The sequence below is a fragment of the Legionella navarrensis genome (assembly GCF_052527415.1).
Genome location: NZ_JBNVZR010000004.1, coordinates 20,081 through 44,902 on the forward strand (window position 1 = coordinate 20,081; position 24,822 = coordinate 44,902).

The following is a 24,822-nucleotide window of genomic DNA, read 5'->3' on the forward strand; positions in this document are numbered from 1 at the left end:
ACGAGGAACACACTCATGGTGAAGGCACAAACAAACGATATCGATCCAGTAGAAACCCGTGAATGGCTGGACGCCTTACATGCCATAATAGCTTCGGATGGCAGCGAACGTGCTTCCTTTATTCTTCAGGAATTGCTGAATATGGCGAATGCCGAAGGCGTCGGGCTGCAAAACTCACTGACCACGCCCTATCGCAATACCATTCGTGCGCACGAAGAAGATTTAATTCCACCCGATGAAGGCATGAGCAAGCGCATCAGTGCTTTGATTCGCTGGAATGCTGTTGCGATGGTGCTGAGGGCAGGTAAGCATGCACCTGAGCTGGGTGGCCATATTGCCTCATACGCCTCTTCCTCAACCCTGTACGAAACCGGGTTTAATCATTTTTTCAAAGGCAGCAACAGCGAACATTGTGGTGATTTGCTTTATATACAGGGACATTCATCGCCAGGAATCTACGCACGTGCATTCCTTGAAGGGCGTCTGTCCGAGCAGCAGCTGGCAAATTTCCGTCAGGAGGTCGAAACCGATGGTCTGTCTTCATATCCACATCCCTGGCTGATGCATGATTTCTGGCAGTTCCCAACCGTTTCTATGGGCCTTGGGCCCTTGCAGGCGATTTATCAGGCGCGCTTTCTCAAATACCTTGAAAACCGTAATCTGATCAAGACTGAAAACCGTAAGGTCTGGGCGTTTCTGGGTGATGGCGAAATGGACGAGGTCGAGTCAGTCGGTGCTTTGTCGATTGCGGCACGTGAAAAGCTGGATAACCTGATTTTTGTCGTCAACTGTAATTTACAGCGGCTTGATGGCCCTGTTCGCGGAAATGGCAAAATCATTCAGGAACTGGAAGGTGTGTTCCGTGGTGCCGGCTGGAATGTCATCAAGGTCATCTGGGGTACCCGCTGGGACAATCTGTTTGCCCGTGATAAAACAGGCATTATGCAAAAACGCATGGAAGAATGCCTGGACGGTGATTATCAGGCATACAAAGCCAACGATGGGGCCTACGTGCGCGAACACTTCTTTGGCCAGTACCCTGAGCTTAAAAAAATGGTTGAGCACATGTCAGACGATGACATCTGGCGTCTGAACCGTGGTGGTCATGACTCACAGAAAGTATTCGCAGCCTATGCCAAGGCAGTATCCAATAAAGGAACACCGACGGTTATTCTGGCCAAAACCATCAAAGGATATGGTATGGGTGCTGCCGGTGAAGGGCAGAACATCACTCATCAGCAGAAAAAAATGAGTATTGAACAACTGCGTGCCTTCCGTGACCGTTTCAGTATTCCAATCAGTGATGAACATATCACAGACATCCCATTTTACCGCCCGGCAGATGACAGCCCAGAAATTCAATATCTTCGTAAGCAGCGTGAAGCGCTAGGTGGTTATCTACCAGCTCGAAACACGGAATTTGAATCATTACCCATCCCTGACTTATCCGCTTTTTCAGCTGTAACCAAAGGAACCGGTGATCGTGAGATCTCCACCACCATGGCCTTTGTCCGCATTCTGACGACGCTGCTGAAAGAAAAGGATCTTGGGCCTCGAATCGTTCCTATCGTACCGGATGAGTGCCGTACCTTTGGAATGGAAGGTCTGTTCCGCCAGATTGGAATTTACTCACCAGTAGGGCAGTTATATACGCCCGTTGATCGCGAGCAGGTCATGTACTATCGTGAAGCCCGCGATGGACAGATTCTCGAAGAAGGGATTAACGAAGCCGGCGCATTCTGCTCATGGATAGCTGCGGCTACGTCCTACAGTTCTAACAGACTGCCGATGGTTCCTTTCTACATTTACTACTCCATGTTCGGCTTCCAGCGCATTGGTGATCTGGCCTGGGCAGCCGGCGACATGCAGGCACGCGGCTTTTTACTTGGCGGAACGGCTGGCAGAACCACACTGGCCGGGGAAGGATTACAGCATCAGGATGGGCATAGCCATTTAATGGCGTCCATGATTCCTAACTGCGTTGCCTACGATCCCACCTACGCCTACGAGTTAGCCGTGATTATTCAAAACGGTCTGAAACGTATGTTTGTTGATCACGATAACGTGTTTTATTACATCACGGTTATGAATGAAAACTACACGCATCCAGATATGCCGGAAGGTGTGGAAGAGGGGATTCTGAAGGGTATTTACCATCTGCAATCCACCGGAGGCGGTAAAAAAGGTAAAAGCAAAGGTCATGTCCAGTTGCTGGGCAGCGGTACCATTCTGCGAGAAGTGATTGCAGCCGCAGCACTTCTGGAAAAAGACTACGGTGTTACAGCCGATATCTGGAGTGTGACCAGTTTCAGTGAGTTACGCCGCGATGGTATTGACGTAGAGCGTTATAATCGAATGCACCCAGAGTCGACACCACGGCAGAGCTATGTCAGCCAGATGTTGTCAGATACAACAGGCCCTGTCATTGCTGCAACAGACTATATGCGTCTGCATGCCGATCAGATACGTTCTTATCTCGATAAGCGATTTATTGCCCTGGGTACCGATGGCTATGGCCGCAGCGATACACGAGAGCGCCTGCGCCATTTCTTTGAGGTAGATGCCCGTTTTGTCGCCCTTGCCGCATTGGATGGGCTGGTTCAGGACGGTACCTTACCGAAATCTGTGTTGGTGGATGCCATGAGTCGTTATGGCATAGATGGCGACAAACCCAATCCGGTGACGATCTGATTAACAGGCATCGGAAATTAATTGAGGTTTATTATGGCAGATGAAATAAAAATTACGGTTCCTGATATTGGCGGAGCAAGCCAGGTTGATGTGATTGAGTTACTGGTAAAACCTGGCGACACCGTGCAGGTTGATACCCCTTTGATTATGCTGGAGTCAGACAAGGCCAGCATGGAGATCCCGTCCCCTTTTGCTGGAACGGTAGTGGCGCTGTCGGTTAAAACAGGTGACAAGGTGTCCGAAGGTGATCTGATATTAACCCTTGCACAGGAAGCCGCCAGTCAGGCGCCGGTTGAGAGCAAAACGCCAGAGCAGCCCGTCGCTGATAAAAAAGAAGAGACACTTGTGGCGATACCTGCGCCAACCGCAACGCAATCGCAGTCTGTCGATGTCTGTATTCCAGATATTGGTGGTGCTACCGATGTTGATGTGATTGAAATTATGGTGAAAGCAGGTGACAGCGTAGAAAAAGATCAGGCGCTTGTTACGCTCGAGGGTGACAAGGCAACAATGGATATTCCCTCGCCCATGGCAGGAAAGGTTCAGCGCGTACTTATTAATATAGGTGACAAGGTTGCACAGGGCAGCATGATTCTGGTGCTGGACACAGAGCAGTCTACAGAAATAGAAACGAAGCCAGAAGCACCGGTGAAGGCTGCCGGGCCCGTTGATGCGCCAGTGGCAAGAACAGAAACAGTCGAAAGAATAGTGGCCGATATTACCGAAAATGTTAATGCTGCCATGATACAGGCAGGGCCTTCCGTTCGTCGTCTGGCCCGTGAGTTTGGTGTGGATTTAAGCCAGGTCAAGGGAACGGGACGTAAATCACGTATCACGACAGAAGACGTTCAGGCCTGGGTCAAGGCTCGTTTATCTGAAAAACCAGCCGCAGCTGGCGGTTTTGCCATGCCTCAGGCTCCTGTTATTGATTTCAGCAAATTTGGACCTGTCGACATCAGGCCATTGAATAAAATCAAGCGCCTGACCGGTGTTAATGTGCATCGCTCCTGGATCACAATTCCGCATGTTACGCAATTCGACGAGGCCGATATTACCGAGCTGGAAGCTTTCCGAAAATCGGAGTCTGAAGCTGCCGCGCAGGCTGGTTATAAATTAACGGTTCTTGCGTTTGTAACCAAAGTAGTCGCTCTGGCCCTGAAGAAATTCCCTCAGTTTAACTCGTCTCTTGATGCGAGTGGCGAGAATTTAATTTATAAAAACTTTGTGAACATTGGTATCGCTGTTGAAACACCCGATGGTCTGGTTGTGCCTGTCATCAAACAGGTTGATCAGCTGTCGATCGGCGGAATTGCCATGGAAATGGCGCGTCTCAGCAAAAAAGCGCGTGAGAAAACCATGACACCAGCCGATATGAGTGGTGGTTGTTTTACCATATCCAGTCTGGGAGGCATTGGTGGCACGGCGTTTACGCCTATTGTCAACAGTCCCGAAGTGGCGATACTGGGGCTTTCCCGATCCAGCATCAAGCCGGTTTACGATCAAAAGGAATTTAAGCCACGTCTGATGCTGCCCTTATCCCTGTCCTATGATCACCGTGTTATTGATGGTGCAGAAGCGGCACGATTTACGCGATACATCGCGGATCTGCTGGCTGATATTCGCCGAATCATACTATAGGCAGTATGTGTGAAAAGAGTGACGGTAGCTGCCAGCGGACGATAGACTGCCATCTATATTGAAATGTTATGTGTTTATAAATGAGGCAAGTGATGAGTGAAACAATAAAAGCAGATGTTGTAGTGATTGGAAGTGGTCCTGGTGGATACACGGCGGCATTTCGTGCTGCTGACCTGGGTAAAAGCGTTGTTCTGGTTGAGCGTTATGACAACCTCGGCGGCGTGTGTCTGAATGTTGGCTGCATTCCCTCCAAGGCACTTCTGCATATTGCCAGAGTTGTAGACGAAGCTCATGAAATGGCAGAGCAGGGTGTGACGTTTGGCGCTCCTCAGTTTGACAACAAAAAACTGGTTGCCTGGAAAAACTCTGTTGTCGGTAAATTAACAGTGGGTATCAAGGCTCTGGCCAAAGCTCGTAAGGTTACTGTTGTGACAGGAACTGCCCGTTTTTCTGGCACTCATCAGGTCAGTGTTGAAAACAAGGGGACAACGACGCTGGTTGATTTTCAGCAGGCGATTATCGCAGTTGGCAGCGAGTCTGTTAACCTGCCGTTTATTCCTGAGGATCCACGCATTTTCAGCTCGACTGGTGCGCTGGAGCTGGCTGATATCAAAGGCGATCTGCTCGTTCTTGGTGGTGGTATTATTGGTCTGGAAATGGCAACTGTGTATTCGTCACTGGGCGTCAAAGTGACCGTTGTCGAGTTCATGGATCAGTTAATCCCTGCGGCTGACAGTGATCTGGTCAGCGTTCTGCAAAAACGCATGCAGAAAAAAGGCATAACCTTCCTTCTGAAAACCAAGGTAACCGCAGTTGAGGCGAAAAAAGACGGTATTTATGTGTCTATGGATGGTGAACACAAAACAGATAAGCCATTAAAATTTCAACAGGTTCTGGTTGCTGTGGGACGCAAGCCCAATGGCGGCATGATTGACGCCGACAAAGCGGGTGTCAAGGTCGATGAGCGTGGGTTTATTGCTGTTGATAAGCAGCAACGTACCAATGTTGATCACATTTTCGCAATTGGTGACGTGGTTGGGCAGCCCATGCTGGCGCATAAAGCCATTCCTGAAGGCAAAGTGGCAGCAGAAGTGATTGCTGGCATGAAACATGTGTTTGATCCTGCCTGCATCGCCAGCGTAGCGTACACAGACCCTGAACTCGCCTGGGCTGGTGTTACTGAAAAAGAAGCCAAAGAAAAAGGTATTGCCTGTGAAAAAGCGGTTTTCCCCTGGGTTGCCAGTGGGCGTGCCTTAAGTATGGGACGTGAAGAAGGGATGACCAAACTGTTGTTTTGTAAAGACAGCAAACGATTGATTGGTGCCGGTATTGTCGGTGTGAACGCGGGTGATTTAATTTCTGAAACGGCTCTTGCGATTGAAATGGCCTGTGACGTTGAGGACATTGCACTCACAATTCATCCGCACCCCACGCTGTCAGAAACCATTATGCAGGCTGCCGAAATGTTTGATGGTACGATTACAGATTTGTTTTTACCTAAAAAGAAAAAATAACGCAATACGTCGTCCCCGCGCAGGCGATGGCGACGTAATTTTGTCTTATACGGTATGAGTTACCTCAGATTATCCTTAGCCTGACGGCCGTGTGCTTGAGTCCGAAAAAGACAGGCCGCCAGGTAATATAACTAACCAGGGCCAGTATCATGCATATTATCAGACCTATGCAACTTGGAGATGTTGATCGGGTTCATAAAATTGAACTGGCTGCGCATCGCGCTCCGTGGAGCAGAACAATTATCAAGGACTGTGTTTTGGTTGGCTACGATTGTCGCGTTCTGGAGCAGATTGATTTTCGTGGAAAGATGATTGTTGGATATATTATCAGCCGCTACAGCGAAAATGTATGTCATATTCTGAACCTTTGTATTGATGTATCTCAGCAAAAAAAAGGCCTTGGTAAATTTTTACTGAAAACAGTTCTTGGCTCACTGAAGCGTAAGGATATAGACAACATTATATTAGAAGTTCGGCCAACAAATCTTGCGGCGATTGCGCTGTATGAGGGTTTCGGTTTTCAGCATGATGAGATAAAAAGAAATTATTATAAAGACGAAAACGGAACAGAGGACGCTTTGTTATTGAGAAAAATACTCTGACACAGATCCTGAAGGCGGGTTTACGATAGTCGGAATAAAAATATTTTTGAGATAAGGACAATAACAATATCTTTACATACACAAAGCAGGCGGTGATATAATCACTTAAGCTCTCAGTTCAGGTTTTTTATGCGCGTACCTTTTTTACCTTATCAGGAAACAGCCGTCTCTCCGCCACCCAGCCTGTTACCGTGGCTGGTTCATACGGGTCCACTGACAGCCAGACTTAAAAAGCTCAGAGGACAGACGCGTTTACAGGTCATCAGGCAGCACTGGCGGTCAACCAACTGGTGGGATCAACAGGTCCTGGGTCTGCAACACCATCGAATTCTCCAGCGTGACATTCTGATGTTCAGCCATCAGGCACCCTGCTGGTTTGCGCGCAGTATGATACCGGAGCCGGTTTTCACTGCCAATCGTGATGTCTTCGACCGCTTACAGTATGAGGCCCTTGGTGATATCGTGTTCAGTCACGATCACGTTGAACGCAGCTCATTGGATTACTACCCATTATTTCCAGACTCGATTGAATATTACTGGCCCGAGCGCAGTTTTGTTAACCAGGCACCTGTCATGTGGCTACGCCTGTCCACCTTTACCATACGCAGACATTATCCATTTTTTCTGACTGAGCTCTTTCTGCCTGAATGGGTGGACTCACTGACATGAGTCTTAAGGCCTGTTGGCGGTTATCACGTTTTCACAAACCCGCTGGAACCTTCCTGCTCTGGGCGCCAACTGCATGGGCTCTGTGTCTTGCGAATCAAGGCCAGCCCTCCTGGACTTTGCTGCTGTTGTTTCTGGCCGGCACAGTAATCATGCGTGCAGCAGGCTGCGTGATGAACGATATTGCAGATCGTCATATCGATGGTCACGTCAAACGGACCAAAAATCGACCCCTGGCAAGCGGTGAACTGAGCCTGTCTCAGGCATTGGTCTTGCTGTCTTTTTATCTGCTGCTGGCCTTGCTTATTTTGTTACAGCTTCCATCGGAATGTGTCGTGTACGCTGTTTTGTCCTTGCTGGTGACCTTTGTTTACCCATTTTGTAAGCGTTTTATTGCAGCGCCACAAATGGTGCTGGGAATTGCCTTTTCGATGGGTATACCTATGGCTTACGCCGCTTCATTTGCTCAGTTTGACCTGTCCATGCTGGCTCTGCTGTGCATAAACTATTGCTGGATAGTCGCATACGATACGCAGTATGCCATGGCTGACAGAGCCGATGATCTGCTGATTGGGGTCAAATCAACCGCTATTCTGTTTGGTCGTTACGATACGCTTATCATTGCCATATTACAGGGAATATGTCAGTTACTCTGGCTTATTCTGGCCTGGTCCCGGCATTTTTCCGGTTTGTTTTATGCGTTCTGGCTTATTGGAACCCTGATTTTTATATATCAGCAGCGTCTTCTGACACGAGCAAGTGATGAACGCTGCTGGCAGGCTTTTGCGAGTAACAGCTGGTATGGACTTATCATGTGGGCAGGTGTATCTCTGGCGTGAAACACAGGGTATATTTGTATATCAATACTAAAGGGATGTTTGCAATGAAAAAATACCTGCTGATACTTGGCTTATTGAGTGCCGGAAATGCTTGTTCTTCCCCCTGGGTTTTTGATATCGCTCCTTATCTTTGGGCAACCAGCCTGAACGGTGATGTTTCAAGGGGGCATAAAAATCTTCATGTGTCTGAAAGTTTTATTGATTTGCTTAAATACCTCGATTTTGGTGGCATGTTGTGGCTTGACGCTCACAAAGATCGCGTTGGTTTTTATTTTGATGGTTTCTATACCAAACTGTCTGATTCAGGAGAAGTCCGCAGCACGGCAGTCAGCGCCGTCAGCAAAATGACGATCGATAGCGCAGGGGTAACGTATCGAGTTTATGGCGAGCTGGGTGTAGGCCTGTCTATCGAGCCATTCATCGGCGCACGCTACACCGCAACGAATACGTCTGTAGACGTTAGTTTCTTTGGCGTCGGTTTGAAAGAACACTGGACGGACGCGCTTATTGGCTCGCGAGTGAATTACAGTTTCAATCCCGCTTTTAATGTGGAAGGGCGCGCCGATTACGGTCAGGGCGATCGCTCCAACAGCTACAACCTCAGCCTGCTTGGCGGTTATCAATCACCCAATCACTTTAAACGCACACGCTTTTTTCTTGGTTATCGGTTTTTACATCAGAACTACGGCCACGGCGAAGGCACAGACCTGTATCGTTGGAAAATGAATATCTACGGGCCGGTAGCTGGTTTTCGTGTACGGTTTTAGAAACAGCCGCTTCTTTATGCTCCCGCCTCAGAATGGCCTGGGAGCTTCTATACATCATGTTAACAGAAAGCATTCCTGAATTTTTTAATGATTATCCCAGATTGAATCAGAGCGCATATTTATCTGTTTACATCGAGCTGTCTTCCCTCCCGCTCAAGGAAGTTGAGAGGAGGGCGTATCGGGATGGTCATTAAAGTTAGCTTAGGTGGCCTGTTAATCCTCTACTTTTGATATCAGTTATATATGGGGATTACTACGGTTTTCTAAACTTTAGCCCATACTCCTCTAATGTTTTTTCAGAAGCACCACCAGGATTTCTTGCCGCGCGAATATCTAACATCCGGAAAACCCTCCGGCGATAGTCTATCGGAGCCATCCCTCTTTTACTATTATCAAATATGTCATGGCTGGCATTAAAAAATCCGGCTTGTGATTTATAATATTTTTTCAAACCTTCGATATCAACCGTCATTCGCCAATGTCTTATCTGCTCATTACATTCTTCAATCGGAGATAATTGACGCGGAATTTCCGGTTGAAATGCTTGTGCGGATAACATGCTCATGATCGCATCGTCCCTGATCGATCGTAAGCGTCTTTCTTCCTGTTTGGCTCGTTCCAATTGCTGCGCCCTATACTCCCTTTCCTCTCTTTCTCTCTCTTCTCTTTTTTGTTGAGTGACAATTTTATGTTGATATTCAATTATTTCTCTTTGTTTCTGTTCAAGCCAGTAATCCGGCATAATTGACTCCTTATAAATATAAATGTTTCTTATGACACACAGGCAAAAATTGAATAAATATCGCGCACACCTATCGTTATTTCGCTACTTATCCCTTCTGTAAACCAGGGGTTGTTGACCATTGCTCTCCATCAGCCTACGTACCGCGCTTTATGCGCGGTATCCAGACAATATTGAGTAATTCCCGGAATCTTATTGCAAACCTGGACCCCGCGAACGAGTCGCGGGGCGTAGGGATCTGAATTGTCAACATGCTCTAGCATTTAATAATAATATTTTTGCTGTTGTTTTTCATCCGGTATTTTTTCTGGTCAGGCAGGTGCTGTTTGCAGGCTGGCCTGCCATGCAGGTTTAGATAGACAACTGAGCCAGCATTGCCTGCACCAAACGATTCCAGCAATATTTGTGAGTGTTAAATGTACGGCAAATAACACGGGGGAAGTCAGGATACGTGTGCAAATGGGTCACTTCACTTTTAAAACAGGCCTGCAGCCCTTGCTACATATGGGCTACAGCCTTTTTTCATAGAAATAAATTAGAAGGGGGGAAATCAAGGTACTTATATAATAAGGACTTTGAACATTTAAAATCGCTTATAACCCTCTGACTACATAGGATGCAGAATTTTTTTATAAAATTGACTATGAATTAAAACGCACCCAAAGTCGTAGCTTTCTACCGATATAATCCCATATAATAAAACGCTAATCACTTCCACGTCTTGCTCAAAGACATTTTTGTATGGTTTAAGTTATGCCAAAAGAGTTACGACAATTTATCACGTTTCTGGTATTCGTTGTATCTTCAATGACTTATTCTCGAGCGACAATAGATGAGCTACCAGACGCAGCTCGGGATGCTTATTGGTTATATATTTTCGGCTTGGCATTTCTTGCTGGTTGTTGTGAGTCCATTGAGGTATACGATCATCTATTTCCGGCGCAATATGATGAATCTAATGATGCAAATGAAGGTCATAAACAACAATCATTACTTCAGACTGCAAAAACGAGTGATATTATAGTCGTATCGACGGGCTTGATGTTACTTGTACCGCCATTAGCCATGTGTGGATGGGCGCATCGTTTACAAGGTAGTTTGTTGGCCAGCTCATTAGGAATACACAATAATGAATTTTTAGGGTTGGTTTTTGCTGCACCTGCGTTAATAAAGTTTTGTGCTATCTCGGTACCGCACCTTTTCCACACCCTGAATGGTACACGTGAACATTATAGCCTGAGTGTAACGAATAGTGAGATAACTGGGAGGGCACCAAGCTCATGGCCTCCTTTAAAATGGTGGTTGATGTTGGCAGTAATGGTGTATCTGCATTTACCAGAAGGACAATTAATCGCCGCCCCAATTAACCAGGAGTTTTCCAGGCGTCTCGCTGTATATGGTTTTGCCATAGCTGAGTCTGTTCCTCATCTTAATCAAATGGAACAATTACCCAATAATATTGCCAACATGCTTAGGCGTGGTGATTCATCTTCTATGATTTTATCATTAGGCATTGGAGCTTTGGCAGGCGTTGCGCATGCCTCTCAAGCTCTGCTTGCAGCCATTGCGACCAGAGTAGATTATACTGCCTGGTTTGGGCCGTTGGTTGAGTTTGTAATTGGATTTAGTGAGGCACAGCAACACGCCGTTCCAGCCGCAAGAAGACTGTATCGTTCTACTTTTTTCAACTCAAGACCTCCTCTTGAAATAAAAGCAAGCGCTTCAATTCAACCCGAAAGCGCCATTAACACAGACATCCCGAGATTAGTTTGATGCAAAAAATAGAAGCAGCCTTAACATTATTTCTGACTTACCTGCTGTTTATTATCAAACTTATCGCTCGCTATATTGATCTCAATACCATCCAAAACGGGCTTTTTGCCACAGCCAGTGCCGGCGTTTATGCTCATACCCTGCAACAGCACTACCAAGAGGAAGAAGATATATACTATGCTCATGCCCGTGCAGCCGGCGCCGTTTTGAAAGTAGTATTTCCACTCGTTTTTATACCTACTCTCCGAGTACTTAACCACACTTTTCATCAGTTATCTGCAACAAAACCCATCGCTCAACGTATCAATCGTTTTTCCAGTCACAAAGTTTTGGCAACTGGCATGATGGTTTTTACCGGGATCCATGCTACGGCACATATACTTAATACTACTCAGCGGGATAATATCGATTTTTCAGATCGAGAATGGCTGACTGGTTTTAGCATGGTGGCATTAGTAATGCTGCCTGTGGGTGGTATGTATTTTTTGCGTAATAAAATAAGCACGCGTTTCAGTTACTACTCGCAATTTTTACTGCCACATCAATTGGGTTGGTGGGGGTTGACACTTGGCTTCGGTTTTCATACTAACGATTTGAGACTATTACCAATTTCGCTCATTATATTAAGCGGGTTTACCCTTGACAGACTTTTAGAGTGGTCAAAAAGTAGTACCACAACGGTTCATTCTATTGAATCGATACATCAACGCATGATGGTCTTGACTCTGAAAAAACCACAACATTATCAAAACAAACCCGGCGATTATGCCATGTTGGCAGCGCCATGGTTTAGTTATTTTTTTAATGCCGTGCATCCTTTTACCATTGCCAGCGGCAATGATGACAACTACATTCGATTCATTATTAGTGAAAATGGTGTTTGGACACGTCAGTTAATCAAAAATTTGACTATTGGTAGCAAAATCCAACTTACCTCTTCCTTTCCATCTCACCTTACCCTTTCCAAATTCACCAATACGCAATTTATGTTAATTACTTCTGGTAGTGGGCTTGCCATGACGGCCGCTTTTTTGAATTATTTTCATAGCATGAGTATACAGAGCCTTTATCTGGCAATCTACCACTCAACCAGAGAAATTCAAGAGTTAAGATTTCTTCTTCAGCTCATAAGGGAATCCAAGGTTGAAGTGAATAGAATTCAATTTAACATTACAGCAACTTCAAAAGATTTATCAACTTTGGAAAACCTCAACATTCCTGTTGTCATTGAAACAAACCGATTAAACCCACAAACAAACGTGTCATTAAAACAGTTTAAAGGTCATTTGTTCTTTTGTGGCAATAACAATATCGCCCGTGACTTGCAATTAACTTGCCAAAACAATAGTGAACAAACATTACATATTGAACATTTCTAATGGAGCATTCACTATCGTATGGTCGCATTCGTGGTTAAACTGAGCCGAGATTCACTGCCTGATTCAGCAGTGCCAAACAAACGGTATATATTATAATACTCTCCCTGTTTACAATCGGTTGCTTTTGAGGATTTTTCATAGGCATCATGTAATCTAAAGACCATATAAGAAATGGTAATACTAAGCGCAATAGGCCAAGAAATAGCACTCGTTGTAATGATAAAAGCAGTTGCTATTGTATTTAAAATTAATGCCATCCAGAAATTGGTTTTAACTTGATTATATTCATGGTTTAATTCTATTAACAGATCCCGATGATGCTCATCATTCAAGATTTTACCATTCGCTACTTCACGCTGAACAGCAATAATTGCGGAACAACATATTCGCTATGGAAAAAAAGGTGGTATCGCCTACCGGCATATAGCTGATAATTACATAGCATTATTTTCAACATTTATTCAATGTGGGGTATGGGAAGCCATACATATTATCGATGGCTTATTAAAAAACGCATCTGAGGTGCAACCCAATATCGTCCACTCAGATACACAAGGCCAATCTTTACCAGTTTTTGCCTTTGCTTATTTGCTTGGAATTGAGTTAATGCCGAGGATTCGCAATTGGAAGGATTTGAATTTGTATCGTGTGGATAAAAAAACAAAGTACATGAATATCGACTCGATGTTTTGTGAGGCTGAAATTGACTGAGAACTTTTGGAAACACATTGGCAAGACTTAATGCAAGTGATCATCTCGGTAAAATTGGGGAAGGTATCTTCCTCATTTATTCTGTCCAGGCTTAACTCATATAATAACCAAAACAGACTGTATAAAGCATTTCAGGAGCTGGGCAAGGTGAAAAGATTTGAGACAAACCATTACGGCAACAACAAATAAAATTGAGTCTTACCATACACTTGAAGACTGGATAAGGTTTGGCTCAAGATACCTGGTTGCGTAAAATGATCCGGATGAGATGGAAAAAGCCGTTAAGCATAATGATTTAATCGCCAATTGCATCATGTTGCAAAATGTGATTGACATCACTGATGTATGTCACGCCTTAATCGAAGAGGGTTATATGATTACCGAAGAAGATCTGAGTCATATGAGTCCTTACATAACCGAGCAGATTAAGCGTTTTGGTGAATATGTGTTGGATTTAGCGCGTCTCCCTGCCGATTTATTCGCGACAAGAGATAAGTTCTTGTTTAAAGCCAGAAATGAGGAGCTTCAATCCGTTGCATAATCGGCTATATTTGAACCACAGATTTATTTCTATGAAAAAAAGCTATAGCCCATATGTGGCAAGGGCTGCAGGCCTGTTTTAAAAGTGAAGTGACCCATATGCACACGTATCCTGACTTCCCCCGTAATGGGGTTCTATTTTCAGTGACTCCATTACTATAATAAAGTCACTGAATTTTGACTATCTTAACGGAATTGATATCTTACAGGCTCACTGCTGGGGACTGAACTTGAACTTCTGGATGTGTCACCCAGTAAGTGCGTAACATCTTGTCCACCAACAACTACTCTACCTACACTGCCGAAGAGACTCAGGCCACCAATAAATACGCTACTGGAGACGCCACCCACAACTGAGACGGGGGTTGTTCCATGCAATTCTTTTCTTCGTATTACGCCATTTTCATAGATACTACCACTTATTGTCTCAAGTGAAGCAGAAGGATGAGCTTTGCAAACCTTCACATCCCCGCTCATGGTTTTTAATAATGAGTTATAACCAACGTCTATTGCATGAATATCACCACTCATGGTATTTAATCTCGCACCTGAGCCAACATTTTCGACATGTATGTCACCACTCATTGTATTAAGAGATGCGTTGTCATGCACAAATTTAGCTTTTATGTCACCGCTCATAGTCTTTAATGTCGTATTTGAGCCAATATAACCGTCTATGTTTATCTCGTTACTTGTCGTTTTAATATGCGCGTTTTTGCCTACGCTACCGTGTATACGGAGTTCACGGCCTGAGCCTCCCATTGAAACTATACTGCCACTACTGTGGCTGTAAAATGAGACAGATGATACTACGACAGTAGATTGTGTTGGTGTTAAGCTAATATCTGATCTTTCTCCAACGTCACCGTCAATGATTAATGAACCGTCTTGAATAATGACTCTTGCTCCGGCACCTATACTACCTGTAATATGAACATCTCCTTTGTATTCAAAATGCTCATTTTCTTTTATCGCACCTATTGTTAAGGTCATTATTTATGATCTCCAGTTATTTTTTATTATTATGATTTGAAGATTTTTTGTCATTAATCGTTGCAATTTGAAAAGTTCTTTCTTGAACGAATAAATTACATCATGATAATGATGAGGAAAGTTCACACACCATGAGTTTTAAATCCTCTAAAATAATAAAATTATTTAATGGCAGACGGTACCGTATTTTTTACGGTTAAAATGAGTTGTGATTTGAGAATGAAAATGGGGCAACATGTTAATGTCATATTTTTGCACCTATATCAACGTTTCGATATCTTAGGTACAAATATTTAGAAATCCCTAGGGCGTGTTGACAATTGACCCATTGCGCCTACGTACTGCGCTTTATGCCTGAGAGATCCTCACAAAAATCAACCATAGTGGGGATTCTCCTGCTGAGCAAGGAGAGTAAACTGATAAAGCATTATTAATATATTTTCAAATTCACTTTGAACTATTTTCAATCTTTTCACCAACGCGCGTCTACCCAGAAAAACATAGGATATTGCAGAAGTAAATTTAGCTGACTGTGCTTGAAAATCAGCGGCTTTACCAATTGATTTAACAAATAGTCCAGCAATCCAGGCAGCAAACGTAGCGATGGCAGCAATAAGAAGCAGGATATTCATGCGTTGGCAAGATTGCGTCAGGCTTTTTTTAAGCCCCAGGCCATAATGCGGGCATTTTGTGTCTCTTATATTTTCCTCAATTCTCATGCGTTGCCGATAGATATTAGTAATTAATACAGGATTATATTTTGTCTCGTTAAGAGAACTTACTAAAAGCCAAGGCTCTGTGGCTGCTTTGGAATGGCGCTCACTCATTCCATGACGGCTTCTTTTTTTATCACGGGTTAGTCGATGTCGACCTTTGCTTTTGCCTTGATATAAAACAATATTTACAGGAACCTTCCCTTCCTTTGTTAACAAACAAGACCCCATATAAATCGGTTTTGAAGTCGCCTGTTCATAATAATCTGAACTTAACACCCATGTTGATATACTTTCCCTATATATCAGATTCTTATGCCGCAATCGACCAACAAAGTTCCAGCCGAGACTTAAAATGTAAGAAAACCAAGGGGCGCGGAATCCTGCATCGGTGACAATAACCGGCTTGACATGTTGTGGTAACAATCCTTTTAACCGGTTTAAAAATGATTTATGTATGGCGTGATTATTGTATTTTTCTTCGGGGTGGCATTCTTCATAAATTACGAAACATCGCCCATTCATTGAGATACTTGCGCGTAACATATAAAGATTTGTGGTTGAATTAATGCATGCCCAATCAATATGAATCCAGGGTGACTGATTTTCCTGAATAACATAAGAGGCCATTACTTCATAAAAAGATTCTCGCTCTCCTTGAAGATGGCCATTCCCCAATAACCTGTCAACCTTTTGAATATTACTACTTTCCTTGTTTGTATTAGATATTGAGCGTCCCAAGCCTGTCAAATACAGAGTATTGCTGCTAATTGCGGCTTCACAGGAAACCATTAGGCTTCTTATCCTCTTTTTATGAATTGGGGTAGTTTTTCTTTGAAGGTTTTATGTAATAATTCAACTACGTGCATGATGGTGCTCATAATATTGTCTGGAAACACTATTTGATCACAACTCATCATGCACATCAAACAAATTTATATCCTTTTCAAAACGTTATGGTCACATTTTGTGACCATCTCTCAGGCTTTATGCGCGGTATCCAGACAATATTGAGCAATTCCCGGAATCTTATTGCAAACCTGGACCCCGCGAACGAGTCGCGGGGCGTAGGGATCTGAATTGTCAACATGCTCCAGCATTTAATAATAATATTTTTGCTGTTGTTTTTCATCCGGTATTTTTTCTGGTCAGGCAGGTGCTGTTTGCAGGCTGGCCTGCCATGCAGGTTTAGATAGACAATTGTGCTGGTATTTCCTGCGACTGATTATTGCGGCACAAGTGCAGTATAAGGGCTTTAATCCCTCCCACAACAGAACCCAAAATTCCATAAAAAACCAGGGCGGTCATAAATAAGACCATAAATGTAATCGCTTCTCGCCCCCAAAAAAAAGCGTATGGGTGTTTAAGCATATTCATCAAAGTATTGGAACATGCAACATAACATGCGGCGCTGGCAGCACCTACTGCAACTACCTTCGCTTCATTAACAACTGATAAAAAAAATCGGGGTGAATTCATTATTCTTCTCTGCGGCTTTTCGCTGGCTCTACATTATAAGTATACTGCCCCTATTGTCCAGGGAACGAAATTTATTGGGTGCAATGTGGGCGCTCACGCTAATTCTACTCGTATTGTTGATTTTCCAGGTATGAATTCTGCCAATGCTTGCGAAAGTTCCGCGAGACGATTATGAAGAATTTCCTCCAGGACTGTGTGACTATGAAGCCAGTACACCGAGCCCTTGATTCTGTCCTGCAATAAGAAGTGTGTGCCAGGGGCTGTTGACAATTGACCCATTACGCCCTACTCAAATTGGGGGAGACAACTGAGCCAGCATTGCCTGCACCAAACCGCATGCTTGTGCAGCCGAGAACCTTGGGAAAAGCACGAGAGCAATCTCTTCCCGAAGAATCAGCGCTTACTTGCATCATTGGACCACGTGGTGGGTGAGAACGTCAGAAACCTGGGGATATCAGGAACTGCTAGAATGGTTTTTAACGGCTTGTTGGGAGCCAAATCCCGCGGCAATCTATGCCGCGGGATTGCTCACTCGGGCTAGGAAATCATGCGGGTCGGAGCTTGTGAAGCATCTTCAGGTTTTTGAATTGGGCTCTGAAGTCGCTGCATAAGCGTAGTCAAGTCCGCGGTTCTCACTTCATATAAGGCGGTTATTGCCGCCAAATCAGCGCGTGCAGCCCCGACGCAAGCACAGCACATGCCCGCCCGCAAGCCCCGCGCGCGAACAATCGCAAAATCAGAACCTAAGCCAAGTAACCTACTATCCCAATTCAGCCACGTAGACGAAGCCAAATGATAAAACCATAAAGAACGTGTTAAGACCTTCTCAGTAAAACCTGGCGCAGGATAAAATGAGCGGCCCGGGTTGCAATATTCGTGGCGAACATGTGCCGGCAAACTCTGTTGTGCCAAGCCTACGACCTTATGCCAGTGCGCTTCTCGCTGCGTCGAATCCCAGCCATCAAAATTATCAACATAGGTTTGAAGCGCCGTAATGAGCGGCTTAAAATCAAAGTGCTCTATTTGCGTCGTGGCTTGTGCTAATAAGTCTCCTCTTATTTCCCCCCCTTGGTCGCCTTCAGGAAGACAATCCAGCATCATAGTGTATATGTGGGTATCCATTGCCCATAGGGCATATTTAAAAGCGGTGATGCCCTGAAAATGGTTGCCGCCAATATCAGTGACGGTTCCGGTTTCCAAAAGCAGTTCAGGAAATTGGTCCAAAATGTCTTTCGCTTCATCCTGACGTCCATGCGCCACATGTTCAATCAGGGTGGCGGTTAAATGTTCCCTTAATGGCGGTAATGTGGCTACATCATTCTTGCTAAAAAGCCCCTTGTTGTTTAGAAGTACGCTATATGCTGTGCCCTTTAAACTCTTTACCGCTGTTTCTGTTGCAGCCATGATTTGATTCCAGCAATATCTGTGAGTGTTAAATGTACGGCAAATAACAAGGGTAATGCAAATTTATTTGTTATTTTATTGGGCAATCAGTCGTTGGTTGAACAGAACCCAGGATTGCTTAATGGGCAATATCTAGTTACAATGAGCCAAACTCAGTCAATTAAGGCTTAAAACAACATGTTTAGAACCCCCAGACCGTTAACAATCGAAGATTTTCGGAAAGATTTAGACAATCAAAAGCGTAAATTACGAGCATTACCGGCGAGCCAGCGAGGCCCGTTGTTTTTCAGTGACGAGATACTGAAAGATATTCCTGAGCAAGAGCAGGAAATGCTTCTACAACTGTGTACGGAGATGCTGGATACATCAGATGCAGCTCTGGCTGACGATGATAGCATCAGTGCTTTAATTGCAGACATGGACGAAGCGAGTAGGGAGAAATTTGTTGAAACGCACCCACAGTTCAAGTCTTTATTCGAGCAACATGTTGACAGAATTAAAACAGCAATGGGTTGAAATATCGTGCTTTGTACTGGACAAATTATTATTTGTCCTCTCAGCTCATCATTTGTCCTCCCCGCGCAGGCGGGGAACTGTGGTCAAATCAGGCTCGGGGCCAACTCCAGCATAGTTTCCCACCTGCGCGGGAATAACAGACCGGCGTATTGTCCAGCAGCTGATTTCCCACCGCTTAATAATACGTCTGTTATGCAGACGATGGTAAATCGGTCCGTTATGCCTTTCATGTTATTTTAACATTCCATTCCAGGCATTCCCAGGACGAATCGGCCTGCCTGCCCTCAAATAAACAAACGCCACCAGTCGCGATTTTTATTCGGTGGGTTGTGGCAAAGGCCTTAAAATCTCCGGTCAGGTAAGGGGCAAAGCGTGCGATGCCATTGCTGGTAACGACGAGAACAGTCTGACCGGCGTGATTTTGTTTTAGCTGTTCAGCAAAGTCGAACCAGGTTTGAATAATAGTTTGAGGGCTGATTCGCCAGCCATCGGGAATAATGGCTTCTTCTTCCCAGCGTTTGAGGGCTTCAGCCCCCAGGCGTTTTATAACGTCTTCTTCTGGCTGATTTTCATCTGGACCGTAATCAATTTCGTTAAATGCAGCTAATGGTTGCATCGGCAGGCTGGTGCCCATGGCACGTTGTGCCTGTTCCGCGGTCTGGATGGTTCGCTGCAGGCGGGAGGTGACAATGTAGTCGGGTATCAGCCTGTTTTCCTTAAGCCAGCAGCCCAGCTTAAACCCCTGTTGCAGACCACTTTCTACCAGAGGCAAATCAGTGCAGCCAACGCGCCTGACAACATCACCGGGAGCAAAGGTATTTCCATGACGGGCTATGATTAAGCGTGTATTCATGAATGCTCCAGAAGTTCACCATGCAGATTAATCAGAGCTTCAGCGCGGGACAGATCCTCCGGGCTGTCTATGCCGGACATGCTGGCACGATCCCGGTAGTCAACCGGGACACAGCGAAGTCTGAAACCGTTTTCCAGCAGGCGCAGCTGTTCCAGACCCTCCAGTTTTTCGTACGGGCTTTCTGGCAGTCTGCGATACTTTTCCAGCGCTTCTCGTGAGTAACCGTATAAGCCAATATGGCGATATATCGGGCTGAGATTGCTCTGCCTGCGTAGTTCCTCTTCTTTTCTCATGGCGGGAATAATCGCCTTGCTGAACCAGAAGGCATCTCCCGTGCGGTGATCAAACACGGCTGTTGTGCCGCTGAAGGGAGTTTTTTCCTTGTTTTTGCGTAAGGTATCCAGCTGCTCCCAGCTTAAGCGGGTGACAGGTGTTACGGCATCGCAGGGAGAGGCTGCGAAGGCATTAATCATGGCACTCAGAAAATCAGGTGGCGTCAACGGCGCGTCGCCCTGCATGTTGAGGATGAAATCATGTTTATCGCGAAGCTGTTCAACGGCTTCTGCAGCTCGATCAGTACCGCTGGCCGTTTCAGCGGCTGTCATGACATATTGCGCGCCAATCTGCTCGCAATGTGCTGCAATCCGATCATCGTCCGTTGCAACCAGAACGCTCACGTCTTTAATACCTTCCGCCGCTGCCTGCGACAGACGCACGACACGCTGCAACATGCTCTGCCCGTTAATCATAAGCAATGGTTTGCCCGGTAGTCGGGTTGATGCGTAGCGGGCGGGAATGATGATAGCTGTTTTCATGGAGAAACCTGTGCTTCCTTAATCAGCAAAAGTACCGGCTCATAGTGATACATTGTTTTCGCCGGAGTCTTGTTCTTTAATTCGATTGTTCGTGTGGAAAAACCCTGCAGGGCCTCGGTTATGTAATAGAGTGATGGACGACTGTTTTTCCCTGGTCGAGTCGGTTTTTCTGCAGCCAGCAAATAAGAGTTGACACTGCCTAGCCAGATGGGCTGCTGTATGTTTTTAATATGATAATTAGAGCGCCACAGGCGAAGAATCTGCAGAGGCTCATCCTGCTGAGTGTAATAAATCATGGTAAGAACAGGTTTTCTGTTGAGGTAGAGCTGCGCCATGATCGGGGTGTCCAGAGCGTTATGCTGGCCATTGATTCGCGTCAGTATGGAGTTAAACATTGAATCTTTTTGTCTGCGCCATCCATAGGCTGACAGTGCTTTTTCCAGATGCTCCAGACTTCCGGCATACTGAATATTAAACAGACTGACACGTCGTCCAATCCGATTCTTACGATAGACAGGCAGAATGGCGTTGGTCTGGTTCCACCAGGAATGCTGTGTAAACAGATATTGGGCCTGATAGGGTCTGTGTGCACGCGTGCTTTGCTCAAAACTGAAATAGAGAGAAATCATGCTGACCAGAGCCAGAAGGGGCAATATCCATAAGAAAATGCAGCTTGTGTGAGTCGGGATGGCTTTGCGTCGATAAAAAAGCCAATGAAAAAGCGTAATGGCAAAACCGATAAGGTAGGCACCCAGCACATCGGTCAGCCAGGAGTCACCGAGATACAGGGGGGCGAATCCAGCCACCAGCATCAGCCCGGGAAAAACGAGATTCAGTACACGTTTATAGGGGCAGATCATGACGTAATTCAGATAGAACAGCAGAGCGGAAAACTGAGCTGTAGCTATCGCTAATGAAATAGCGGGGTATGAGTTTTCAGTTTGTATTTCAATCAATCCTTCTGGCGGTGCAATTGTAATAAAGCTGTGAGCCAGTAAAAGCACAAGAACGCAGGACAGGTTTAGAGAGAGCCATCCGGTCAAAGCCCTCCAGTCTTTTTTATGGATGGCCAACAGGCTGATGCCAATCATTACGCTGAGCAGAGAAGGCGTCGCGCTCAATTCTGATATGACAATAAAAAACACGTCAAAGGCTGTTGTGCGCAGGCTTTGTAAAAAAAGCCAGACAGGTTGATTAACGGCAGAATCATAAGCGCTTAAAACAAAGCAGGTCAGGACAATAAAGAGTATGGTCAACAGCACAGCACCCATGCTGACGAGGGCGGTGTGGTAATAATTGTCCTCTCCTGCAGGTGTCATACTTCGAATGAGTCTGGTCAGTCTGGGATGAGCGATGGACCACGCCCATGCATCGTGAAGCTGCATGCGCAGACGTCGGTTGATCATGATTGCAAGGTGCTTAATGCCCGTGCTCAGCAGCCAGATTCCACCAAGAAATACCATGACAAATAAAAAGAGGCGAGTGGCACTTTCAGGTGAAAGTTCGGCACTGGCTGCGCCAATGGCAACACCAGGTAACACATACAGACAGGCCCAGCCGATGCCTGATATGACATTTGCAACAAAGAAACGCAGATGGCTCATATGCATCATGCCGGCAATAACCGGGATAATGGAGCGTAGCGGTCCAACAAATCGCCCAATCAGGACACTTTTTCCGCCATGACGAGAAAAGAAATCCTTGCCATATTCAAGCCACAAAGGATAACGGCTGAAGGGCCAGATGGAGCCCATACGATCGCTGTAGACATAGCCAATAAAATAACTCAGGCCATCCCCGGCAATGGCGCCCAGCGTAGCGGCAATCAGGGTGAGATCAATGCGCATAATGCCTGAACCAGCCAGTATCCCCAGAGCGGTCATGGTAATGGAGCCCGGAATAATACTGCCAATGATGGCTACGGACTCAGAAAAAGAAATAACAAAGCAGAAAAACAAAGCCCAGTGAGGATGGGTTTCGAGCCAGACCGTAATGGGTTGAATGTAATCAGCGAATAAGTGCATAGTCAGCTTTCAAAATGTTTTAGCATCATGGCACGGAATTGAGGCGCCACACTGGAAACGCTTACCTTGTCATTATAATGACTGATTTGAGTCATTTGAAGCTTTGCGAACCCGCAGGGGTTAATGCCGTCAAAAGGCGTTAAATCCATGTCCACATTAAGAGCAATGCCATGGTAGGTACAACCATTTTTAACGCGCAGACCAATGGAGGCGATTTTCATTTCGTCGACGTACACGCCAGGGGCCCCGCAGAGGATGGTGGCAGCGATACCGTATTCAGCCAGCAGGGCAATCAGACTTTGCTCCAGCTTGCTGACAAGCGTTCTGATTCCGATATTACGCCGGCGTATATCCATTAAGACATAGCCTACCAGCTGGCCTGGTCCATGATAAGTAACCTGGCCGCCACGATCAGAGTTTACAAGTGGAATGGCGCCTGGATTGAGGATATGCTCCGCTTTGCCTGCCTGCCCCTGAGTATAGACGGAGGGATGCTCAAGCAACCAAAGCTCGTCAGGAGTATCGTCAGTCCTTGATACGGTAAAATCCTTCATTTTATCCCATATGGTCGTATAGGGTTGCAGGCCCAGCTCGCGGGTAATAATCATCATAGCACCATTTTCATGCCCGGGTATCGGGTAAGCTCGGTATACAGAGCATCCAGCGTTTCTTTATCATGGCAGTGCAACGTTGCGGTAATGGACACGTAGTTCCCTTTGTCACTGTCTTTTTGACTGATTCGGTCGTCTGTTGTTTCAGGATAATAGTGTCGGATGATCGTTTTGACACCATTAACAAATTCGCTGGTGTTATCCCCGATAATTTTTATCGGGAAATCACAGGGAAACGCGAGCAGGCTTGTCTTATCACTCATGTCAGCTGAACCATCGTTTGAACATTAAACGGATACTGTCTTTGAAACGTTTGAAAAAACCGCCTTCTGGTACGTCTTCCAGGGCATAAACCGGATAGGTTTCAATGATTTTGTCATCAAACTGTACCTGCACTTCACCAACCTTATCTCCTTTGGCTATTGGAGCAACCAGGTCGTCTGGTGCTTTGGTACTGATGCTCAGGCGCTGGTACTGGCCAGTCGGAATCGTAATGAACTGATCCTGCAGCAAACCGATGTTTAACTTGTCTGCCTGCCCCTTGTACAGGGAAATCTGTGTGATGGCTTTTTCTGCCTTATACAGTTCATGCGTTTCAAAAAAGCGGAATCCGTAATTCAGCAGGCGTTCACTGTCATCGGCGCGAACGGAGTCGTTAGGTTCGCCCAGTACGACAGCGAGAAGGCGCATGTTTTCGCGTTTTGCCGAAGATACAAGGCAAAAGCCGGCTTCGCTGGTATGACCGGTTTTCAGGCCATCGACCTGACTGTTGCGCCACAGGAGACGGTTACGGTTAGGTTGGCGAATACCGTTAAAGGTAAACCATTTTTGCTTATACCAGTGGTAATACTGGGGAAAATCGTTAATCAGCGAGCGGCCCAGAATGGCCAGATCCCGTGCGGTAGTATACAGCTTTTCATCCGGCAGACCGGTGCTGTCGGTGAAGTGGCTGTCGTCCATGCCCAGCTCTTTGGCCTGCTGATTCATGATTTCAGCAAACCCGGGTTCACTGCCACCCAAATGCTCGGCCATGGCGACGCAGGCGTCATTACCTGAGTCAACGATAATGCCTTTCAGCAGATCTTCAACACTGACCTCCTGACCTTCCTTTACAAACATTCTGGAGCCACCGATTTTCCATGCGTCGCGACTGATGCGGACCATGCTGTTCAGGCTTAACTGCTCGTTATGTAAGGCATTGGAAATGACATAGAGGGTCATCATTTTGGTCAGGCTGGCCGGTGGCAGTTTTTCCTCGCTGTTCTTTTCTGCCAGAATTTTTCCACTGTCCACGTCAATCAGAATATAAGCTTTGGCGCTGAGTGCAGGGGCAGAAGGGGTAACCAGTGGTTTGCTGATTACAGCTGCTCTGGGCCCGTGGGAGACGGGCAGGGCAGACTCTGCTCCAATAGATGATGAATTAATCATCATGCCTGCTATCAGCGCTGTTTTTATCGTGTTTCTAAGAAAGCTCATGATTTTACACTCGTAATTACAAAATAATGGGATGGTAACACAGCTGTTTGATGCATCCAAATAGCTTTGTTGACTT

22 protein-coding genes and 1 pseudogene are annotated in these 24,822 nt (G+C 45.6%); 11 read left to right on the forward strand and 12 right to left on the reverse strand.

Annotated features, from left to right (window positions below):
• Positions 1–15: 15 nt before the first annotated feature.
• The 7 genes from aceE (at position 16) to ACQUTA_RS03830 (ending at position 8,717) form a co-directional block, all read left to right on the forward strand.
• Positions 16–2,691 carry a pyruvate dehydrogenase (acetyl-transferring), homodimeric type gene (gene aceE, locus ACQUTA_RS03800; RefSeq protein WP_444986877.1) on the forward strand — a complete coding sequence of 892 codons (2,676 nt, stop codon included), beginning with the start codon at positions 16–18 and terminating at the stop codon, positions 2,689–2,691.
• A gap of 33 nt (positions 2,692–2,724) precedes the next feature.
• Positions 2,725–4,329, forward strand: coding sequence for a dihydrolipoyllysine-residue acetyltransferase (gene aceF / locus ACQUTA_RS03805; RefSeq protein WP_444986878.1), 1,605 nt, complete (start codon positions 2,725–2,727; stop codon positions 4,327–4,329).
• Between the two features lie 92 nt (positions 4,330–4,421).
• Entirely contained in the window at positions 4,422–5,843 is a 1,422-nt protein-coding gene (lpdA, locus tag ACQUTA_RS03810; protein ID WP_444986879.1) for a dihydrolipoyl dehydrogenase, read from the forward strand.
• A 149-nt stretch (positions 5,844–5,992) separates the two neighbouring features.
• On the forward strand, positions 5,993–6,445 hold the full coding sequence (rimI, locus tag ACQUTA_RS03815) for a ribosomal protein S18-alanine N-acetyltransferase (RefSeq protein ID WP_444986880.1): 453 nt from the start codon (positions 5,993–5,995) through the stop codon (positions 6,443–6,445).
• Positions 6,446–6,574: 129 nt separating this feature from the next.
• Positions 6,575–7,114 carry a chorismate--pyruvate lyase family protein gene (locus tag ACQUTA_RS03820; protein ID WP_444986881.1) on the forward strand — a complete coding sequence of 180 codons (540 nt, stop codon included), beginning with the start codon at positions 6,575–6,577 and terminating at the stop codon, positions 7,112–7,114.
• Complete coding sequence (gene ubiA, locus ACQUTA_RS03825; protein WP_444986882.1) at positions 7,111–7,950, forward strand: 4-hydroxybenzoate octaprenyltransferase; 840 nt, start codon at positions 7,111–7,113, stop codon at positions 7,948–7,950. Before ACQUTA_RS03820 ends, ubiA begins: the two co-directional genes overlap by 4 nt.
• Before the next feature lie 44 nt (positions 7,951–7,994).
• Complete coding sequence (locus tag ACQUTA_RS03830; protein ID WP_444986883.1) at positions 7,995–8,717, forward strand: hypothetical protein; 723 nt, start codon at positions 7,995–7,997, stop codon at positions 8,715–8,717.
• Between the two features lie 253 nt (positions 8,718–8,970).
• Here the strand turns inward: ACQUTA_RS03830 and ACQUTA_RS03835 are convergent, their stop codons facing one another.
• The gene (locus ACQUTA_RS03835) at positions 8,971–9,459 is read right to left on the reverse strand and encodes a hypothetical protein (protein WP_444986884.1); all 489 of its coding nucleotides are present in this window, start codon (positions 9,457–9,459) and stop codon (positions 8,971–8,973) included.
• A gap of 753 nt (positions 9,460–10,212) precedes the next feature.
• Between ACQUTA_RS03835 and ACQUTA_RS03840 the strand changes: the two genes are divergently transcribed.
• Complete coding sequence (locus tag ACQUTA_RS03840; protein ID WP_444986885.1) at positions 10,213–11,232, forward strand: hypothetical protein; 1,020 nt, start codon at positions 10,213–10,215, stop codon at positions 11,230–11,232.
• Positions 11,232–12,611 (forward strand): hypothetical protein, encoded by a 1,380-nt coding sequence (locus ACQUTA_RS03845; RefSeq protein WP_444986886.1) that lies wholly within the window; start codon positions 11,232–11,234, stop codon positions 12,609–12,611. Before ACQUTA_RS03840 ends, ACQUTA_RS03845 begins: the two co-directional genes overlap by 1 nt.
• 11 nt (positions 12,612–12,622) lie before the next feature.
• Here ACQUTA_RS03845 and ACQUTA_RS03850 read toward each other — a convergent pair whose 3' ends face one another.
• Positions 12,623–12,943 (reverse strand): hypothetical protein, encoded by a 321-nt coding sequence (locus ACQUTA_RS03850; RefSeq protein WP_444986887.1) that lies wholly within the window; start codon positions 12,941–12,943, stop codon positions 12,623–12,625.
• Between the two features lie 91 nt (positions 12,944–13,034).
• Here ACQUTA_RS03850 and ACQUTA_RS03855 point away from each other — a divergent pair.
• A pseudogene (locus ACQUTA_RS03855) lies at positions 13,035–13,863 on the forward strand (Tn3 family transposase).
• Positions 13,864–14,048: 185 nt separating this feature from the next.
• On the opposite strand, the gene ACQUTA_RS03860 reads toward ACQUTA_RS03855, so the two are convergent.
• The 4 genes from ACQUTA_RS03860 to ACQUTA_RS03875 form a co-directional block, all read right to left on the reverse strand.
• The gene (locus tag ACQUTA_RS03860) at positions 14,049–14,855 is read right to left on the reverse strand and encodes a DUF4097 family beta strand repeat-containing protein (protein ID WP_444986888.1); all 807 of its coding nucleotides are present in this window, start codon (positions 14,853–14,855) and stop codon (positions 14,049–14,051) included.
• Positions 14,856–15,229: 374 nt separating this feature from the next.
• Positions 15,230–16,360: an IS4 family transposase gene (locus ACQUTA_RS03865; protein WP_444986889.1), complete on the reverse strand. Its 1,131-nt coding sequence runs from the start codon at positions 16,358–16,360 to the stop codon at positions 15,230–15,232.
• Between the two features lie 396 nt (positions 16,361–16,756).
• Positions 16,757–17,047: a hypothetical protein gene (locus tag ACQUTA_RS03870; RefSeq protein ID WP_444986890.1), complete on the reverse strand. Its 291-nt coding sequence runs from the start codon at positions 17,045–17,047 to the stop codon at positions 16,757–16,759.
• 537 nt (positions 17,048–17,584) lie between these two features.
• On the reverse strand, positions 17,585–18,451 hold the full coding sequence (locus ACQUTA_RS03875; RefSeq protein ID WP_444986891.1) for a Dot/Icm T4SS effector CpeA-related protein: 867 nt from the start codon (positions 18,449–18,451) through the stop codon (positions 17,585–17,587).
• 177 nt (positions 18,452–18,628) lie between these two features.
• Between ACQUTA_RS03875 and ACQUTA_RS03880 the strand changes: the two genes are divergently transcribed.
• Positions 18,629–18,967 (forward strand): hypothetical protein, encoded by a 339-nt coding sequence (locus ACQUTA_RS03880; RefSeq protein ID WP_444986892.1) that lies wholly within the window; start codon positions 18,629–18,631, stop codon positions 18,965–18,967.
• 226 nt (positions 18,968–19,193) lie between these two features.
• On the opposite strand, the gene ACQUTA_RS03885 is transcribed toward ACQUTA_RS03880, so the two are convergent.
• From ACQUTA_RS03885 to ACQUTA_RS03910, 6 genes are read right to left on the reverse strand one after another with little or no spacing between them, the layout of a single operon-like run.
• Positions 19,194–19,820, reverse strand: coding sequence for a histidine phosphatase family protein (locus tag ACQUTA_RS03885; RefSeq protein WP_444986893.1), 627 nt, complete (start codon positions 19,818–19,820; stop codon positions 19,194–19,196).
• Entirely contained in the window at positions 19,817–20,635 is an 819-nt protein-coding gene (locus ACQUTA_RS03890; RefSeq protein ID WP_444986894.1) for a 3-deoxy-manno-octulosonate cytidylyltransferase, read from the reverse strand. Before ACQUTA_RS03890 ends, ACQUTA_RS03885 begins: the two co-directional genes overlap by 4 nt.
• Positions 20,632–22,659: a VTT domain-containing protein gene (locus ACQUTA_RS03895; RefSeq protein ID WP_444986895.1), complete on the reverse strand. Its 2,028-nt coding sequence runs from the start codon at positions 22,657–22,659 to the stop codon at positions 20,632–20,634. Before ACQUTA_RS03895 ends, ACQUTA_RS03890 begins: the two co-directional genes overlap by 4 nt.
• A gap of 2 nt (positions 22,660–22,661) precedes the next feature.
• Positions 22,662–23,264: a lipoyl(octanoyl) transferase LipB gene (gene lipB, locus ACQUTA_RS03900; RefSeq protein WP_444987000.1), complete on the reverse strand. Its 603-nt coding sequence runs from the start codon at positions 23,262–23,264 to the stop codon at positions 22,662–22,664.
• Between the two features lie 2 nt (positions 23,265–23,266).
• A complete protein-coding gene (locus ACQUTA_RS03905) occupies positions 23,267–23,533 on the reverse strand; it encodes an HP0495 family protein (RefSeq protein ID WP_444986896.1) in 267 nt (88 codons plus the stop codon).
• A gap of 1 nt (position 23,534) precedes the next feature.
• Entirely contained in the window at positions 23,535–24,746 is a 1,212-nt protein-coding gene (locus ACQUTA_RS03910) for a D-alanyl-D-alanine carboxypeptidase family protein (RefSeq protein WP_444986897.1), read from the reverse strand.
• Positions 24,747–24,822: the final 76 nt, after the last annotated feature.